Below are 16833 nucleotides of genomic sequence, written 5' to 3' on the forward strand. Positions count from 1 at the left end.
CCTCCAGCCGTCGCGTCGGGGTTGCAGAAAGCACTTATGAGCGATCCGTTTACACCGAGATAGTATGGAGTGGGCCTTGGTCGTCGCGTACCTCCTCGCGCTCGCGGTGTTCGCCGCCCTCGGCGCGCCGATCGCGGCGCTGTGCTTTCGGCACCTCCCTCGCCGGGGCGCGGCGTTCGCCATTCCGGCGGCGCTGGCCCCGTTCGCGATCGCCGTCTTCTGGATCGGCCAACTCACGTTCGGCCTCCACACGCTCGCGCTCGGCGTCGCCGTCGTGCTGGCCGGCTCGGTCGCCGCGCTCAGGACGGGTGTCGCCCCCGAGTGGCGGGCCGTGGCGTCGATGTACGGCGTCTTCGTCGTCGGTTTTCTCGTCATGGTCGTCTTCCGGGCGGCGAGTCCGGGGCTCACGCCGGTCGGCGGCGAGCAGTTCCTCCACTTCGGCCTCGTCAACGCCCTCGAACGGGCGAACAGCCTGCCGCCGGAGGACATGTGGTTCGCCGGCGAGCCGCTGAAGTACTACTACGGGACGCAACTGCAGGTCACCGGCCTCTCGATGCTCACCGGGACGCCGGTTCGCTACGGATTCAACCTCGGCATCGCGACGTTCTACGGGCTCCTGTTCGTCGTCGCCTACGGGCTCGGGGGCGCGATCGTCCACCGCCGCGGGTATTCGCACCGTCTCGGCGGCGTCTTCGCGGCGTTCTTCGTTGCGCTCGCGGGCCCGACGACGACGACGATTCGCCTCGCGACGCCGCACCTGCCCGACGCGATCGCCGAACCGGTCTCTCGCGCCGCGTTCGGCTTCGTCGCCAGCCGGTTCAACGGCGGCGATCTGGCGCGGACGGTCGCGGAGCTGTCGAACCCGGGCGAGTGGTACTGGTGGTACACGAGGTACGTCGTCCCCGGAACGATCCAAGAGGTGCCGCTGTACTCGTTCGTCAAGGCCGACCTCCACGGGCACGCGTTCGCGAACGGCTACGTCCTCTTCGCGGGCGCGCTCGCCTTCGCCTACTACGTCACCCCAGCCGCCGACCGCCGGCTCCGGGCCGGGATCCTCTTCGGGGGCCTCGGGTCGATCGCCGGCCTGTTCGGCTTCATGAACACGTGGTCGCTGCCGACGGTCGCCGGCCTGACCGTGTTGGCCGTCGCGCTCGCCGATCCCCATCCGGACACGCTGCTGCCGGCGTCGTGGCGCGAGCGACTTTCGCTTTCGGCGACCGCCGCGGACGACCGCCCCCGCCTCCTCGATGAACTCCGGCGGCTGACGCTGGCCGTCGTCGCCGGCGGCGTCGTCCTCCTCGTCGGCGTCGCCGTCGCCTCGCCGTTCCTCGTGTTCGGCCACGTCCCGACGAACGACGGGATCGGGTTCTTCCCGCCGCGGAGTTCGCTCGGCCCCTTCCTGGTCATCTACGGCGGTCTCGTCGCGGTCTTCGGGCTCTACGTCGCGACGCGCGGCCGGCCGGCGATCGCCGATGTACCGGGTCGATGGGTGGCCGGCGGCGCGCTCGCGCTCCTCGCGGCCGTCGCGGCGACGATCCTCGCCCTCGATTTCGCCGTTCTCGCGGTGCTCGGCCCGCTCATCTTCGCCGGCTGGATACTGGTCCGCTCCGGTCGCGGCGACTTCGCCGTCGTCCTGCTGATCGCCGGAACCGGGCTGCTCCTCTCCTTCGAGGTCGTCCACGCGCGCCTCCCGCTGATCCCCCAACCGCGCTGGAACACGTCGCTGAAGGTCGCCGTGCAGGGGTGGACGCTCGGCGCGGCCGGCGCGGGGGCGGCGATCGCCGTCCTCCTCGCCCGATCCGCCGAGCGGCTGGCACCTGGCGTGCAGTCCCTGCGATCGACCGCCGCCGATTCGGCGTCAAACGACGGTCCGACAGCCGACCGCGATCCCGTCCCGACGCTCCGGGCGGCGGGCACGATCGCTCTCGTTGCGATGGTCGTCCTCGCGAGCGCGGTGTTCCCGGCGATGGTGTTCAGCGTCGAGGTCGGCTCGAAGCTGGACGACTCGCGCTACGATTCCTCGCTCGACGGGTTCGCCTACGTCGAGGCGTTTCACCCGCAGGAGTACGACGCGCTCCGGTGGCTCGACGAGCGATCGGGCCACCCGACGGTCGTCGAAGCGCCCGGCGACTCCTATCGCTGGACCAGTCCCGCCGCGACGTACTCGGGGCTCCCGGGGGTGATCGGCTGGGACCACCAAGCGGAGTACCGCAGCGCCGAGGCGTACGAGCGCCGAGTGGCCCACGTCGACGAGCTCTACACCGCCGAGTGGGACGTCGCCGCCGCCCACCTCGCCCGCTACAACGTCACCTACGTCTACGTCGGCCCGAACGAGATCGAACGATACGGCGAGGACATGCGCTCGTTCGACCGCGAGGCGTTCCCCGTCGCGTTCGAGGGCGGCAACGTGACGATCTACGAGATCGACCGCGACGCCCTCTCCGTTTCCGGTCAGGAATCGTAGTCCCCCCGCTGAAGCGTCGAAAACGCGTGGATTTAACCGCCTGCCTGATGTGCGTGACCTATGAACAGGGAGGGACGATGACGCTCGACGGGACGACCGCGTTCGTCACCGGCGCGAGCCAGGGTATCGGGCGAACTATCGCGCTGACGCTCGCCGAGGAGGGCGCGAACGTCGCCCTCGCCGCCCGCGGCGAGGGAATTCACGAGACGGCCGCCGCCTTCGACGACTCGCGCGCGCTCGCCGTCGAGACGGACGTGACCGACGAGGAGTCGGTCGCCGCGTCGATCCAGCGGACCGTCGAGACGTTCGACGGACTCGACTGTCTCGTGAACAACGCGGGCATCGCCGGCCCCACCGCGCCAGTCGAGGAGGTCACGGTCGGAGAGTGGGAGCGCACGATGGACGTCAACGTGACCGGCATGTTCCGCTGTGTCAAACACGCGGCTCCGCACCTCCGGGCGAGCGACCGAGGAAGCGTCGTCAACGTCTCCTCGATCAGCGGAAAGCGCCCCCTGGAGGGCCGAACTCCGTACACGACTTCGAAGATGGCGGTCATCGGACTCACGCGGACGCTGGCGTTCGAACTCGGCGACGATGACGTGACCGTCAACGCCGTCTGTCCCGGCGCGACCCGGGGCCCGCGGATCGACCGCGTGATCGAGAACCAGGCCGAACAGCGCGGCGTCTCCTTCGAGGCGGCGAAGCGCGAGGTGTTCACCGACGACACCGCGCTCGGACGGCTAACAGAACCGGAGGATGTGGCCGGAATGGTCGCTCACCTCGCCAGCGAGCGCGGTCGACACGTGACGGCCCAGGACATCAACGTCGACGGCGGGTCGGCCTGGTACTGAGTCGACGGCGGTCGAATCCCCGTTCGGTGCGCTGGATATTCGCCAACACGAAGCTTTAGAACCGCTCGAACCCTAACGCGAGGCAATGACGCCGCCGAGGCCGTCCCACATCGCGTATGACTGACGAGACCACTGCCCCCGGCTGTACGCTGTGTGAGCTCCCGACAGAGGGGGTCGACGTCACCGACGACGCAGGCAACGAATTCTGCTGCCGCGGCTGTCTCGACGTGTACGATACGCTCGGCGATCTCGAAGACGTCGACGCCGGCGACGTCCGGTCACGTCTCGACGACGCCGGGAGCGAACCGGCCGACCTCGACGATTCGACGCCCAACGAGTCGCTCGAACGGACCTACCTCAAGGTCCACGGGATGTACTGCGCCACCTGCGAGGCGTTCATCGAGTCGGTCGCCGCCGAACTCGACGGCGTCCGATCGGTGAGCGTGAGCTACGTGACCGAGACGGTCCGCATCGACCACGATCCCGAACTGACCACCGCCGATGAACTGCGCGAGGCGATCTCCGGACTCGGCTACACCGCCTTCCCCCGCGAGGACGCCTTCAGCGAGCGACAGGCGAACCACATGGAGACCGTTCGGGTCGCCGTCGGCGTGTTGGTCGGCATGGCGGTCATGCTCCAGTACGTCGCGATCATCTACCCGACGTACTTCGGCGGGCTCTACTACGACGAGCGAACGACGCAGTTCCTCATGGACGCGATGGCCCACGGGAGCGGCAACTACTTTTTCGCGATCGTCGGCGTGTTGACCACCGTCATCCTGCTCGTGACCGGGAAGCCGATCCTTCAGGGCGCGTACGTCGCCCTCCGGACGCGAACACCGAACATGGATCTCCTCGTCGCTATCGCCGCCGTGAGCGCCTACCTGTACAGCACGCTCGCGGTCATCGTGGTCGAGCAGCCGCACGTCTACTACGACGTGACGGTCGCGATCGTGGTCGTCGTCACCGTCGGGAACTACCACGAGGCCACCCTCAAACGCCGCGCGACCGACCGGCTCTCCGAGCTCACCTCCGTGCAGGTCGACGAGGCCCGCCGCCTTCGTCCCGACGGGAGCCACGACCTCGTCGCCGTCGACGAGCTCGAGGTGGGTGACCGCCTCGCCGCGCGGAAGGGCGATCGAATCCCCGTCGACGGGACGGTCGTCGAGGGCGAGGCGGCGGTCGACGAGTCCCTCATCACCGGCGAGTCGATGCCCGTCGCCAAACGAGACGGCGATCGGGTCATCGGCGGCACCGTCCTGACCGACGGCGCGATCACCGTCTCGATCGACGATCAGGCGACCAGCAGCCTCGATCGGATCACCGAACTCGTCTGGAACGTCCAGAGCTCGAACCACGGCATTCAGGGGCTGGCCGACAGGCTTGCGACGGTGTTCGTCCCGCTCGTGCTCTCGCTCGCCGCCGTCGCGACGGTCGGCTACCTCGTCTTCGGCGGGAGCGTCGCCGAGGCGCTGCTCGTGGGGCTGACGGTCCTCATCGTCTCCTGTCCGTGCGCGTTGGGACTCGCCACGCCGCTCGCCGTCGCGGCCGGGCTCCGCGACGCGCTCAGACGACAGATCGTCGTCTTCGACGACACCGTTTTCGAGCGGCTCCGCGGGGCCGACACGATCGTCTTCGACAAGACGGGCACGCTCACCACCGGCGAGATGGACGTCGTAGCGTCGGATCTCCCCGACGACCTGCTCGACGACGCCGCGATCCTCGAACGCCGCTCTGCGCACCCCGTCGGGGAGGCAATCGCCGCCCTCGCCGACCCGGATTCGACCGAGGCCGATCTCGCCACTGACGGCGGGCAACTCGATCGGCGCGTCGACGCTTCGATGTCCGACGACGGTCTCACCGTCGAGTCCTTCGAGAGCCACGATACCGGCGTTTCCGGCCTCGTTGACGGCCGTCACGTCGTCGTCGGCCATCCGGATTTGTTCGCCGATCTCGGCTGGGACCTCCCCGAGCACCTCGCCGACTCCGCGCGGGAGGCCAGCGAGATGGGCCGCGTGCCGGTCGTCGTCGGCCGCGACGGGGCCGCGAGGGGCCTGGTCGTCGTCGGCGACGAACTCCGTGACGGCTGGGAGGAGACGATCCGATCGCTCTCCGAGCGCGGCATCGAGGTCGTCGTGTTGACCGGCGACGACGAGCGCGCGGCCGCGACGTTCCGGGAGCACCCGGCGATCGACAGTGTGTTCGCGGGTGTGCCACCCGAAGGCAAGGCCGAAACGGTCGCCCGGCTGAGCGACCGCGGCGAAACCGTAATGGTCGGCGACGGGACCAACGACGCGCCCGCGTTGGCGCGCTCCGACCTCGGCATCGCGCTCGGCGGCGGCACGGCGATGGCCGTCGACGCTGCCGACGTCGCGATCGTCGACGACGACCTCCAATCGGTCGAAACGGTGTTCGAACTGTCGGCCGCTGCGGGTACGCGGATCAAACAGAATCTCGGGTGGGCCTTTTGCTACAACGGCATCGCGATCCCGCTGGCGCTGGCCGGACTGTTGAATCCGCTGTTCGCCGCCGCCGCGATGGCGACGAGCAGCCTGCTCGTCGTGAGCAACTCCTCGCGACGACTCGTCGACGATTCCGATCCCTCTGGGGAGTCGCGGTCCTGAGCTTCGGAGACCCGAACGGGGATCGGTCGCCGAAGGAGCTGAACGCGAAACGCCGCAAGTGGTTGGCTACACCGTCCCACATCCGGGATAGATACTCTATATTTATCCGTTCTCGGGTCCGCCTTTCTCATACAATGTCAGATTCCGGTCTGCTGTCTCCGTCCCCGGACACGGCGCTTCCCGATCCGGCGGAAGCGAAAAACGTGGCATACAACCCGTCGCCTGGGCGGCTCCGGGAGTTCTCCCGAGAACTCGAGACGACGACCGAGTTCAGTTCTCCAGCCTACGTGAGCGAACAGCGCTCGCGCTGTTCGGATCGGACGAAAAACGCCATCGACGACGAGTTCGACGCGGACGATCTCGCCCACGTCGAGACCGCACTCGAGTACGCCCAAACGCACGAGATGGTCTGTGTCGATCGGCGGATCGGCCGACACCCCGACCACACCTACGTCGGCCGGTACTACGTCCCGAAAAAATACGCTCGCATCGCGCTCGCGGTCACGAACCTCTTCGAACCGGCCGAGACGGGCGCAGCGCCCGATTTCCTCACCGTACAGGTGCCCGAGGCCGACGAAATCGCCATTCGCGTGCTCCCCGAATCCGGCGTCACCGCCGTGTTAGGAAGCGACTACTCCGGCGAGGCGAAGAAGTCGTTTCTCCGGCTGTTCATGCGCCGAACCAAGGAAGCCGGCGGGCTCGGCCTACACGCCGGCAGCAAACGCGTGACACTCGAGAACGACGCCGACGAACTCCAAGACGTCGGCCAGGTGTTCCTCGGGCTCTCGGCGACGGGGAAGTCCACGCTGACCGCCCACGGCCTGTGGCTCGACGAGCCCGAATCGGCGACGATGCTGCAGGACGACGTCTGTGCGCTGTTGCCCGACGGGACCGTCGCAGGCAGTGAGGGCAACGGCCTCTACATCAAGACGATCGGGCTGGACCGCGACGAACAGCCCGCGATGTACGACGCCGCGACCCACGAGTCGGCGATCCTCGAGAACGTCGCCGTCGACGCCGCTGGGACCGTCGATTTCGACAGCGGTGAACACACCACGAACGGACGGGCGGTCATCCGCCGCGAGCACCTCTCTTCTGCCGGTGAGGATATCGATCTCGACCGCGTCGATCAGGTCTTTTTCATCACGCGCAACCCCGTGATGCCGCCGGTCGCGAAGCTCTCGCCCGAGGAGGCCGCCGTCGCGTTCATGCTCGGCGAGTCGATCCAGACGAGCGCGGGCGACCCCTCGAAGGCTGGCGAGTCGATCCGCGTCGTGGGGACCAACCCCTTCATCATGGGCTCGGAGGGCGCGGAGGGGAACCGCTTCCGAGATCTCATCGCGGACCTCGACCTCGACTGTTTCGTCCTCAACACCGGCCACCTCGGCGACCGGGCGAAGGACATCGGCGTCGAGGATTCGGTGACGCTGCTGCGGGAGATCGCCCGCGGAACCGTCGAGTGGACGGTCGACGAGTCGATCGGACTCACGATCCCGGCGTCGGTGCCGGGAATGGATATCGAGCAGTTCGCCGTGTCCGATCACGTCGAGGATTGCGAGGAGAAACTCGCCGACCTGCGCGCGGAGCGCCGAGCGTATCTCGCGGCCTTCGAGGAGTTGGACAACGAGATCGAAGCGGCCGTTTATTAGACGGGGCGGCGTTCGTCGTTTCGGAGAAAACGATCTTGAGATCCTCGGATAGATATCGGTAGAACACCACTCGGCGTTGCGGCTCACCGATTCGAACGGTCGAAGAAGTAGTCCTGGGAGGATTCGAACCTCCGTCAAAGCCCCCAGAAGGCTTTATGATTGGCCACTACACCACAGGACTTCAGACATTAGAAGCGACGCCGTCAGCCTACTTATTTTTGTCGTGTTCGCCGTCCGGGCGTTCGGGGGGCTCGAAGTGCCGTTTTCGGTGGCAGTTCGCACAGAGGACGGTGCACTTTTCTAGCTCCCGCCGAACGACGGCCCTCGGCCGCCCGTCGGCGAGCATCCGAGCGATCGTATCGACCTTCTCGCCGGCTTCGTGATGAAATTCGAGACACGCCGCGTCGTCGACTTTGCACGCCGAACAGCCACTGCCGGCGCGTTTTCGCTCGTACACCCACCTCCGAAGTTCTCCGGTCGGGGGTGAGTGGTGCTCCTTCCGGTGGCAGTTCGCACACAACACCGCACACTTCCGTATCTCCGATTCGAGCGCTTGCTTCCCGTATCCGTAGGTGACCATCGTTCCGACGCTCATCCGCTTTTCCACCGTTTCTGGATGGTGGTAATCCAGACACGCCGGGGCATCGACCTCACACCGCGTGCAGCCCTCCCGTCTCTTCTTCTCGTTGACCCAACGTCGCAGCGTTGCCCGCCGACGGCGCGTCCGTTCGGCGTTCCACTCCCTGTTCCGATAGTGCCACCGCTGATCGACCGACAGGTCTTCCCATTGTAACTCCTCGGGCAGTTCGATCCCTTCGGGTTTCGGTTGTACCCGCGATCCCCTGGAGGCGTTCGTCTCCAACCCGGCACGCTCTTTGGCTCGGTTCCACCCACCGATCTGTCGGATAATCGTCGCCGATGCCGGCTTCAGGCCCAGCTCCTCGTATTGTGCCTTCGTCGGTGACGCTCCGAGACGCTCGGCGGCCTCGCGGAGCGCTTCGAGACACGCCGCGTCGGTCGTCGGCATACGCGGTAGTGGTCGCGTCCGGGTATATGAATTATCGGCTGAGCGGTCCCGCTGTGCGATCCGCTGCCACGTTCGATAAAACGGTTCCGGTGAGCGGCAGCCGCTGCGAATCAGCTAAACACCTACGACCGGTTAGTGACGACTTCCTCCATGGTCGAAACGCACTGGCCGGAGCTGCAGGGGAAGGAGCTGCGCTATCTCGATCACGCGTGGGAGCTCACGGGGACCGTCGACGTCCGAGACCGCGGCGAACTCCTCGCGGTCGAGGCGAGGCGGGCGGACGACGTGAAACGGGAGGCAGCGACGCTGTACTTCGCCATCGAATCGCCAGGCGACTCCCTGAATCCGGGCGATCTCGGCGAGCACTTCGATCGGCTCGAACGGACGGACGACGCGCAGTATCTCCTCGTGAAAAAAGCTCACCGGACGTACCGATACGAGCTCCAGCGACTGGAGCACGCGTAGCCGCCCGCCGTCTGAGCGGTCCCGTGCTCGTCGCTCACTCGTCGTCGCCCAACGATCGTTCGGCCTATTCGTGTTCCTCGCGGCGCTCTTCGGCCTCGGCTTCGTACTCCAGTTCGTCTTCGAGTTCTTCCTCGCGCTGTTCTGTCTCGGCGTCGTGGCCCTTCTTGTCTCGGCCTTCCCGTGTGTCCCCCATACTAGCGGTTAGGCGTCCAATCTGCCTAATCGTTTCGCGTGGGTTACCGAGCGCCCCGTCTTCTACTCCAGTTTGTCGTTCTTCCGTCGCGCTCTGAGATCCGCTCGAAACATGAGTATCGGGAGGACGACGAGCGCGGCGAACAGCGCGAGGAGCCCGAGCAGGGCGTGTGCGAGCACGGGGGCGAAACGGTCCGAGGGGGTCGGTCCGAGAGCCGCTAGACCGCTGATCGCGGGAGCGCCGCTGCGACCGTCACGACGCCGACAGCCCACGGCCCTCGCCCCGATAGCCACGCGCCGGCGAACGCCCCCACCGTACCGACGGCCACAATCGTCGCCTCCCACACCCTCATTCGAACGCGCCCGCCGGTCCCTCAGATCTTCACCGGTCGCTCCCCGTCTCGCCGCCAAACTGGCCATGCCGTCCGGCGAGCGTGATGCCACGGACACCGGTATGCCGTTTAGTACCACCTGTGTACCCGTCTCGACTTCGAGGACGAACGGTAAAACGATGGGGAGGTCCGGTCCCCACTTCGGACCGACACCGACATACTCCCCCCGGAACACCACTCCGTATGTACGTTGGACGGTTCATCGTCGTCGCGCCCGATCGTGCGGCCTACCGCGTCTCCTCGCGCTCGTTTCCGAACCGGCGGGTCATCGCGCGCGAGGGGGCGCTCACCGTCGCCCCGACCGAGGACGCCCCCGAGACGGACAACCCCTACATCTCGTACAACTGCCTCCGGACCACGACGGACGGCGAGCACGCGGTGATCGGCAACGGCACGCAGGTCGATCCGATCACGGAGAAACTCGACCTCGGCTACCCGCCGCGGGACGCGCTCGCCGAGTCGCTGCTCGCGCTCGACTACGAGAAGGACGACTACGACACGCCGCGGATCGCGGGTGTCGTCGGCGAGGAGAGCTACGTCGGGATCGTCCGCCGCGACGCCGTGCTCGTCGAGGCGGTGGCCGAACCGACGCTCGTCGCCACCTACGAGGCGGACGCGCCCGAACCGATCGAGTTGAACGCGACCGATCCCGACGCGATGGCCCGCGAACTCTACGACGCCGAGTTCGAGCACCCGGTCTGTGCGGCCGCGGTCGCCGCCGACGAGTCCGGCTTCGAGACCGGCTTTTATCACGGCGCGTAGCGACGATCCGGTATGCTCGTCGGCGTCCTCTCTGACATCCACGCCAACCGGATCGCGCTCGACGCGGTGCTCGACGACATGCCCGACGTGGACGCGATGGTCTGCGCGGGCGACGTCGTCGGCTACAACCCCTGGCCCGCCGAGTGCGTCGACGAGATGCGGTCTCACGACGTGCCGACGGTGATGGGGAATCACGACCGCGCCGTCGTCACCGAAACGGGGTTCGGCGGCAACGGGATGGCGGACGCCGGCGTTCGATACGCGCTGGACGTCCTCGACGACGATCGGATCGAGTGGCTCGCGGGGCTCCCGGAGTCGCGGTACTGCTTCGACGGACGAGTTCGGATCGTCCACGGCCACCCTGACGACCCGAACCGCTACACCTATCCGTCGCTGTTCTCCGCTCGCTTGCTCGGCGAGGAGGACGTGCTCATCATGGGGCACACGCACGTGCAAGCCCACGAGCGGTTCGATGAGGGGATCGTGTTGAATCCAGGCAGCGTCGGCCAGCCACGAGACGGGGAGCCGACGGCCGCCTACGCGCTCGTCGATCTGGAGGCGATGACCGTCTCCGAACGCCGCGTCGAGTACGACATCGAGTCCGTCATCGAGGAGATCGAGGCGGTCGGGCTCCCGGAGGCGACGGGTGCGCGGCTTCGGAAGGGCCGATGACCGCGCTCACCACTCCATGCCGCCGTTGACCGCGAGGATCTGCCCGGTCATGTAGCTGGAATCGTCGCTCGCGACGAACCGGACGATGCCCGCGACGTCCTCCGGCGTCGCGAACCGGTCCAGCGGAATCCGACGGCGGATCTTCTCTCTGACCCGATCGGGAACGATCTCGAGCATCCCGGTGTCGACGAAGCCGGGGGCGACGCAGTTTGCGGTGGAGCCCTCGGAGGCGAGTTCGAGCGCGAGGGTGCGGGTGAAGCCGAACAGCCCCGACTTCGTGGTCGCGTAGTTCGCCTGCCCGTAGTTGCCCTGCTGGCCCACCACGCTCGAAATATTGATCAACCGCCCCTCTGCCGCCGACCGGATATCGTCGAAGAAACAGTGCGTACAGTTGAACGTCCCACCGAGGTTGACATCGATGACGCGGTCCCAGTCTTCGCGGGTCATGTTCTCGAACTTCTTGTCCACCGTGATCCCCGCGTTGTTCACCAACACGTCCACCGCCCCGAACCGCTCGTGCACCGACTCGCACATCGACTCGACCTGGTCGTACTCGGAGATGTCCGCCTGCGCCGTGAGCGCGTCACCGCCTGCATCGACGATTGTCGCGGCGGTCGCCTCGGCCTCGGCTGCCGAGGAGCGGTAATTGACGACCACGTTCGCCCCACAGCGTCCGAGTTCCTCGGCGATCCCGCGGCCGATCCCGCGCGATCCACCGGTGACGAGACAGGTCTTCCCTTCGAGCATATCTCCCCTGTCGATGGGAGCGGCAAAAGGGTTGCTGATGCAATCTCCGCCCGTTCGTAGGGCGCACCGCAGCCAACCGACGGATTCGAGGCCCGCCTTTGGGCGGCGCTTCTCGTTTCTTCGGTGGAGAGCTATGGATCCCTGCGATCAGCCGTCCTCGTAACTCGATCGTATCGGCTTCGATCCGGACGCCACGCCGATCACTCGAGCGTGTCGTCGATCTGCGATTGGAACTCCTCGAGCCACTCGGAGTCCGATAGCTCCTCCATTCGATCGCGGAGGTGCGGCTTGCAGAGGCCGACCTTGATGTGGTCCTTCTCGACCGCGACCGCGGCCTCCTCGTCACAGTAGTGACACTGCATACTGCGCCGTATGCGGTCGAACGGTTTGAACCCAGCGTTCGCGTCATTCGACCGTCGGACGAACGGCGGACGGCTCCGCCGCGATCAGAGCGCGCCCCGGAACCGGCGGTACGCGTCGGCATCGAGTCCAGCCGCCCCCAACGTCTCGCCGTGGGCGTCGCTCCCGCCGGTCGCGACGAGGTCGTATCGCGCCATCGCACGCTCGATCGGCCGCGGGTCGATCTCGCGGTCGTACGGATAAAACCGCTCGACGGCATCCAGATTCACGCACAGCTTCAGCGCCTCCTTGGGATCGTCGTATCGGTACGGATGGGCGAGCGAGACGAGTCCACACGCGCTCTCCAACACGTCGAGCCCCTCGGAGAACGCCGGAATCGCTCTGGGTACGTAACACGGACCGCCGTCGCCGATGAGCGCCTCGAACGCGCCCGCGTAGTCGTACTCCGACACCGACGCGATCGCCTCCGCGATGTGCGGTCGGCCGAGTCCCGGCCGCGGTTCGATCGGCAGTTCGACGCCGAGATGGTCCTCGACCCCCGCGATTATCTCCCGGCCGCGCTCGATCCGATCCGCCTGTAACCGCTCGATCAACGCCTCCAAGGCCGGCGTTCGTCGCGCGCCGTAGCCGAGCAGATCAACCCGAAATTCGCCCGCATCGACCCGGAGTTCGATTCCGTGGACGACCGTCACGCCGCCGACCGTGGCGACCGGGGTCGAAAGATCGGGGTGCAACCGGTCGTGATCGGTGATCGCAACTGCGGAAACGTCGACGGCCTCGGCGACCGCGGGGAGCGTCTCGAGCGTCAGCGAGCCGTCAGAGTTCGTCGTGTGAACGTGGAGATCGGCGACGACCATGTCGTCCGGTTCGGTGCGAACCGGCAAAGCGCCGCCGCTTCGCCGCAACCATCATGGAATATAATGACACTAAATGTCCTTACCTCTGACCAATGAGTTTATAGCAAACATTCATGAAGGATCCTGAACTTTGGTGATGTATGCGAACACTCGCAGCTCTCAACGAACGGATCGACGCCCACAGCTATCCCGCGACGTCCGAGGAACTCATCGCCGCCTACGGCGACGTCGACCTCGAACTGCCGAACGGCGACGAGACGTTCGGCGACGCGCTGGGACGGCTCGGCGATACGACGTTCGAAGACGCCGAAGACGCGCGTCTCGCTGCGTACTCCGCCGTCTCCAAGGACGCGATCGGCCGACCGAACTACTCGGACCGCGACGCGCCATCGATCGGCGAGACGGGCCCCGAGCCGGTTTCTTTCTGAACGGGTTCACGATTTTAGACGCCGGGGACACCGAACGCCCCGATACCGAGGCCGAACACCGCGTTCAACACGAAGAGGATCACGAGCGCCGACAGCCACGCGACGAATCCGATGATCGCCGCTCGCGTCCAGCCGCCCGGATACCGCCAGTTGATCACGCCGACCCAGACGACGAGCGCGAGCAGCGTTCCGATCAGCGGAATCCACGAAAGCAGCGCCCAGCCGATCGAGCCGACGAGCGCCGTCACGACCGCGTGGCCGTAGTCCTGGACGTCGGCGACGAGGCTCGCGCTGACGCGGATGGCGAGTCAGCCGACGAGCAACGCGACGACGAAGGCGACGATCGAGCCGATGAACGCAGTGACCATTTCGCCACCCGGTACGCCCGGCTTTTATAACACAGTGCGGACCGCCCGTTCACAATTCAAGCCTGTAAAAGCCGGCGCAACACGTCGGCCGCATCGTCGAGCGCGTCGTCGAGCGCCTCGACGTCGGGACCGCCGCCCTGCGCGAAGTCCGGCGGGCCGCCGCCGCCGCCCCCGACGCGGCCGGCGAGTTCGCTCACGACCGCCCCCGCGTTGATGTCGACGCCGCTGGGCACCGCCACGACGAACGTCGCGCCGTCGAGACCGCTGCCAAGTACCGCGACGGAGCCGCTCTCGACGAGCGCGTTCGCCGTCGCCCGCAGTTCGTCCATGTCGGCATCGACTCGCTGGATGACGGCCGTCGCGTCCCCGAGATCGACCTCCTCACCGCCGCTGTCGCCCTCCGCGCGCACCGCTGCGAGCTGCTCTTTGAGCTCTTCGATGCGCTTGCCCCGCGCCTTCCACTCCTCGAAGAAGCGCGCCGCGGTCTCGGGGACCTCCTGCGGCGAGACGTCGAGCGTCTCCGCCGCCGCGTAGAGGGCGTCCTCGGTCCGCTGGGTCGCCTCGATCGCGGCGTCGCCGGCCGCGAAGACGATCCGCTCGACGCCGTCTTGGACGCGCTCGGTCGAGAGGATCTTGATCGTCCCGATGTCGCCCGTCCGGAGGACGTGCGTCCCGGCGCACGCCTGAACGTCCTCCGCAACGTGGATCAATCGCAGTTTCTCGCCCGGCGGAATCCCGCCCTGGTAGAGATCGAAGCCGTACTTGTCCTCGGCCTCCCGGCGCTCGGGCCACTCCTGTTTGACCGCGACGTTGTCGGTGACGATCTCGTTCGCGACGCGCTCGATGCGCTTTACCTGCTCGCGGGAGATGCGCTCGTAGTGTTGGATGTCGAACCGCGAGGACTCGACCCCCTTCTGTGCGCCCGCCTGCCGAACGTGTTCGCCGAGCACCTCGCGCGCCGCCGCGCCGATGATGTGCGTCGCGGTGTGGTGGGCCATCAGCCGTCGCCGTCTGGTCCTGTCGATCGCCCCGCGAACGAACTCGCCCTTCCCGGGATCGCCGTCCGCCCGGTGGAGGATGACGCCGTTCGATTCCTGGACGTCGAGCACCTCGACCGTCTCGTCGTCGCTCGATAGCGTTCCGACGTCGGCCGGCTGACCGCCGCCCTCGGGGTAGAACATCGTCTGATCGAGGACGATGTCGTAGCCGTCCTCGCGCTCGATGACGTCGAGAACGACCGCCTCGAACTCGGCTCGCTCCGGTTCCTCGTAGTAGAGCTTCTCCGTCTCCGGTAACTCGGCGACGCGCTCGTCGCCTGTAGCCGTCGGGCCGCCGCCGTCTTCTGCGTCGTCATCGCCGCTGTGTCGCGCCGCGACGAGCGAGTAGAAGTTGTCCGGGATCTCGACGGTTGCGCCGTGCTCTGCGGCGATCTCTTCGACCATGTCGGGTTGGATCCCGCGGCTGTCGTACAGCTCGATGATCTCTTCGAGGGGGATCGGCTCGTCGCGGTCGGCGTACTCGGCGGCGAGCCGTTCGACCTGTCGGCCGCCGCGTTCGAGCGTTTCGCGGTACTTCTCCAGCTCCGTGCGGACGATCTCGCGGATCGTATCGCGGTTCCTGTAGCCCAGTCGCTCGGCCTGCATGTCGACCAGCTCGTCGAGCGGCGCGTCCACGCCCACGGTGTCGGCCAGCCGCTTCGTTCGGCGCAGCACCATCCGGGTCAAATAGCCGGTGCCCACGTTCGAGGGGACGATCCCGTCGCCGAGCATGTACGCGAGCGTCCGGCAGTGATCGGCGATGGCGTAGATGTTCTCGAGCGGTTCGACGAGGTCGCGGAGCGTCCCGACGTCGACGCCCAGCGTCGCCGCAATCTCACCGCGTGCCGCCTCAACGTCGTCGACGTCGTCGATGTCGAGTTGGCCCGAGAGCCGCGCGGCCTTGCCGATCAGTTCGGCCTCCTCGTCGCTGTGTTCGATCCCGGCGTGCTCTTTCAGGAAGTCGATCATCTCCGGGTACACCGCCTCGTAGACGGTCGGCGTCCCCTGGGACATCCAGGTCCACCGCTCGAGCCCGTAGCCCGTGTCGACGATGTAGGTGTCCATGAACGAGTAGGTGTTCCCGTCTTTGAGCTCGTACTCGCCGCCGGGGTCCTGCTCCATGCACATGAAGACGAGGGTGGCGAGTTCGAGCCCGCGGTAGATGACCTCAATCGCCGGGCCGGCGTTGCCGCCGCCGACCCAGGGGTCCTCGATGTAGGTCACGTCCTCGACGTCGGCACCGAGGGAGTCGAGGAACTCATCGCAGTACCGCACCGTCTCGTTCTTCCAGTACACCTCGCCCTCGTAGGCGTACGTATCGGGGTTCTCGATGTCCTCACGCGCGTTGAACGCGTGGTGGGCCATCATCTCGAAGGCCATCGTGTGCCGCCCCGTCTTCCCGACGTTGTCAATGTCCTGCATGCGGATACACGGTTGCGAGACGCACAGCGGGTTCGCCGGCGGCGGCGTCTCACCGGACGTGACGAGCGGCTGAAAGTCGTAGATCGACGCCTGCGTCAACAGCACGTCGTCGCGCCAGCGGTTCGCCGCGACCGGGTACGGATCGATCCGCTCGTGGTCGTGGTCCTCGAAGAATGAGAGAAACGCCTCGCGCATCTCCTCTAGGCTGTACGGCTCGTCGAATCCCGGGTTGTCGATGAACTCGTATTCGGCACACGGCGGTTCACCGCATCGCTCCCGATCGTGATCCCGCGTCCAAAAGTGCGCCCCGCAGGAGGGACACTCCTTCCGCTCGAAGCCCTCTTGGTGGAAATACTCGAGTTGATATTCCTCGTCGAGTTCGCTCATTACACCCGTTTCGCCCGTGATCGGCTAAAGGGTTTTCGAGTGTCCAAAGAGATTCGACTCGTCGTGATCTCTCTTTTCGCCCGGTTCAGCCCATCTATCCGGATTAACGCCCCATCGAAACGCTCGTTT

The 16833-nt window shown here is 66.7% G+C and carries 16 protein-coding genes and 1 tRNA gene; 8 read left to right on the top strand and 9 right to left on the bottom strand.

Annotated elements, in window-relative coordinates; all coding sequences use genetic code 11:
* Window positions 1-64 precede the first annotated feature (64 nt).
* The 4 genes from DM868_RS10220 (at window position 65) to DM868_RS10235 (ending at window position 7588) form a co-directional block, all read left to right on the top strand.
* The gene (locus DM868_RS10220) at window positions 65-2464 is read left to right on the top strand and encodes a DUF2298 domain-containing protein (protein WP_137276778.1); all 2400 of its coding nucleotides are present in this window, start codon (window positions 65-67) and stop codon (window positions 2462-2464) included.
* A 77-nt stretch (window positions 2465-2541) separates the two neighbouring features.
* Complete coding sequence (locus DM868_RS10225; RefSeq protein WP_137276779.1) at window positions 2542-3315, top strand: SDR family NAD(P)-dependent oxidoreductase; 774 nt, start codon at window positions 2542-2544, stop codon at window positions 3313-3315.
* Between the two features lie 116 nt (window positions 3316-3431).
* Window positions 3432-5939, top strand: a complete 2508-nt coding sequence (locus DM868_RS10230; protein ID WP_137276780.1) for a heavy metal translocating P-type ATPase — start codon at window positions 3432-3434, stop codon at window positions 5937-5939.
* 134 nt (window positions 5940-6073) lie between these two features.
* Window positions 6074-7588: a phosphoenolpyruvate carboxykinase (ATP) gene (locus DM868_RS10235; RefSeq protein WP_137276781.1), complete on the top strand. Its 1515-nt coding sequence runs from the start codon at window positions 6074-6076 to the stop codon at window positions 7586-7588.
* 108 nt (window positions 7589-7696) lie between these two features.
* Here the strand turns inward: DM868_RS10235 and DM868_RS10240 are convergent.
* Both DM868_RS10240 and DM868_RS10245 read right to left on the bottom strand, forming a co-directional pair.
* A tRNA-Gln gene (locus tag DM868_RS10240) sits at window positions 7697-7769 on the bottom strand.
* A gap of 27 nt (window positions 7770-7796) precedes the next feature.
* On the bottom strand, window positions 7797-8615 hold the full coding sequence (locus tag DM868_RS10245; RefSeq protein WP_137276782.1) for a homing endonuclease associated repeat-containing protein: 819 nt from the start codon (window positions 8613-8615) through the stop codon (window positions 7797-7799).
* Between the two features lie 150 nt (window positions 8616-8765).
* Between DM868_RS10245 and DM868_RS10250 the strand changes: the two genes are divergently transcribed.
* Window positions 8766-9080: a hypothetical protein gene (locus tag DM868_RS10250; RefSeq protein ID WP_137276783.1), complete on the top strand. Its 315-nt coding sequence runs from the start codon at window positions 8766-8768 to the stop codon at window positions 9078-9080.
* A 64-nt stretch (window positions 9081-9144) separates the two neighbouring features.
* Here the strand turns inward: DM868_RS10250 and DM868_RS15640 are convergent, their stop codons facing one another.
* Together DM868_RS15640 and DM868_RS15645 are read right to left on the bottom strand one after the other, a co-directional pair.
* Window positions 9145-9273 (bottom strand): hypothetical protein, encoded by a 129-nt coding sequence (locus tag DM868_RS15640; RefSeq protein WP_281280694.1) that lies wholly within the window; start codon window positions 9271-9273, stop codon window positions 9145-9147.
* A gap of 217 nt (window positions 9274-9490) precedes the next feature.
* Window positions 9491-9625, bottom strand: coding sequence for a hypothetical protein (locus DM868_RS15645; protein ID WP_281280695.1), 135 nt, complete (start codon window positions 9623-9625; stop codon window positions 9491-9493).
* A 222-nt stretch (window positions 9626-9847) separates the two neighbouring features.
* Here DM868_RS15645 and DM868_RS10255 point away from each other — a divergent pair, with 222 nt between their 5' ends.
* Complete coding sequence (locus DM868_RS10255; protein WP_137276784.1) at window positions 9848-10426, top strand: IMP cyclohydrolase; 579 nt, start codon at window positions 9848-9850, stop codon at window positions 10424-10426.
* A gap of 12 nt (window positions 10427-10438) precedes the next feature.
* On the top strand, window positions 10439-11098 hold the full coding sequence (locus tag DM868_RS10260) for a metallophosphoesterase family protein (RefSeq protein ID WP_137276785.1): 660 nt from the start codon (window positions 10439-10441) through the stop codon (window positions 11096-11098).
* A gap of 6 nt (window positions 11099-11104) precedes the next feature.
* Here the strand turns inward: DM868_RS10260 and fabG are convergent, their stop codons facing one another.
* From fabG to DM868_RS10270, 3 genes are all read right to left on the bottom strand, one after another.
* Entirely contained in the window at window positions 11105-11845 is a 741-nt protein-coding gene (gene fabG, locus DM868_RS10265) for a 3-oxoacyl-ACP reductase FabG (RefSeq protein ID WP_137276786.1), read from the bottom strand.
* A gap of 200 nt (window positions 11846-12045) precedes the next feature.
* A complete protein-coding gene (locus DM868_RS15145) occupies window positions 12046-12207 on the bottom strand; it encodes a DUF6757 family protein (RefSeq protein WP_170964479.1) in 162 nt (53 codons plus the stop codon).
* 84 nt (window positions 12208-12291) lie between these two features.
* Window positions 12292-13062, bottom strand: a complete 771-nt coding sequence (locus tag DM868_RS10270; protein ID WP_137276787.1) for a PHP domain-containing protein — start codon at window positions 13060-13062, stop codon at window positions 12292-12294.
* A gap of 140 nt (window positions 13063-13202) precedes the next feature.
* On the opposite strand from DM868_RS10270, the gene DM868_RS10275 reads away from it, so the two are divergent.
* Window positions 13203-13490 carry a DUF5789 family protein gene (locus DM868_RS10275; protein ID WP_137276788.1) on the top strand — a complete coding sequence of 96 codons (288 nt, stop codon included), beginning with the start codon at window positions 13203-13205 and terminating at the stop codon, window positions 13488-13490.
* A 14-nt stretch (window positions 13491-13504) separates the two neighbouring features.
* On the opposite strand, the gene DM868_RS10280 is transcribed toward DM868_RS10275, so the two are convergent.
* Window positions 13505-13792, bottom strand: a complete 288-nt coding sequence (locus DM868_RS10280; RefSeq protein WP_394347529.1) for a hypothetical protein — start codon at window positions 13790-13792, stop codon at window positions 13505-13507.
* Window positions 13793-13914: 122 nt separating this feature from the next.
* Window positions 13915-16704, bottom strand: a complete 2790-nt coding sequence (gene alaS / locus DM868_RS10285) for an alanine--tRNA ligase (protein WP_137276789.1) — start codon at window positions 16702-16704, stop codon at window positions 13915-13917.
* Window positions 16705-16833 lie beyond the last annotated feature (129 nt).

This window comes from Natronomonas salsuginis, assembly GCF_005239135.1.
GTDB lineage: Archaea > Halobacteriota > Halobacteria > Halobacteriales > Haloarculaceae > Natronomonas > Natronomonas salsuginis.

Bases quoted from the DNA above. Each gene is read 5' to 3' on its own strand.
- DM868_RS10230 (WP_137276780.1), top strand. From the start codon at position 3,432: ATGACTGACGAGACCACTGCCCCCGGCTGTACGCTGTGTGAGCTCCCG.
- DM868_RS10220 (WP_137276778.1), top strand. From the start codon at position 65: ATGGAGTGGGCCTTGGTCGTCGCGTACCTCCTCGCGCTCGCGGTGTTC.
- DM868_RS15645 (WP_281280695.1), bottom strand. From the start codon at position 9,625: ATGAGGGTGTGGGAGGCGACGATTGTGGCCGTCGGTACGGTGGGGGCG.
- DM868_RS10270 (WP_137276787.1), bottom strand. From the start codon at position 13,062: ATGGTCGTCGCCGATCTCCACGTTCACACGACGAACTCTGACGGCTCG.
- DM868_RS10235 (WP_137276781.1), top strand. From the start codon at position 6,074: ATGTCAGATTCCGGTCTGCTGTCTCCGTCCCCGGACACGGCGCTTCCC.
- DM868_RS10245 (WP_137276782.1), bottom strand. From the start codon at position 8,615: ATGCCGACGACCGACGCGGCGTGTCTCGAAGCGCTCCGCGAGGCCGCC.
- DM868_RS15640 (WP_281280694.1), bottom strand. From the start codon at position 9,273: ATGGGGGACACACGGGAAGGCCGAGACAAGAAGGGCCACGACGCCGAG.
- DM868_RS10225 (WP_137276779.1), top strand. From the start codon at position 2,542: ATGACGCTCGACGGGACGACCGCGTTCGTCACCGGCGCGAGCCAGGGT.
- DM868_RS10275 (WP_137276788.1), top strand. From the start codon at position 13,203: ATGCGAACACTCGCAGCTCTCAACGAACGGATCGACGCCCACAGCTAT.
- DM868_RS10260 (WP_137276785.1), top strand. From the start codon at position 10,439: ATGCTCGTCGGCGTCCTCTCTGACATCCACGCCAACCGGATCGCGCTC.
- DM868_RS10255 (WP_137276784.1), top strand. From the start codon at position 9,848: ATGTACGTTGGACGGTTCATCGTCGTCGCGCCCGATCGTGCGGCCTAC.
- alaS (WP_137276789.1), bottom strand. From the start codon at position 16,704: ATGAGCGAACTCGACGAGGAATATCAACTCGAGTATTTCCACCAAGAG.
- fabG (WP_137276786.1), bottom strand. From the start codon at position 11,845: ATGCTCGAAGGGAAGACCTGTCTCGTCACCGGTGGATCGCGCGGGATC.
- DM868_RS10250 (WP_137276783.1), top strand. From the start codon at position 8,766: ATGGTCGAAACGCACTGGCCGGAGCTGCAGGGGAAGGAGCTGCGCTAT.
- DM868_RS15145 (WP_170964479.1), bottom strand. From the start codon at position 12,207: ATGCAGTGTCACTACTGTGACGAGGAGGCCGCGGTCGCGGTCGAGAAG.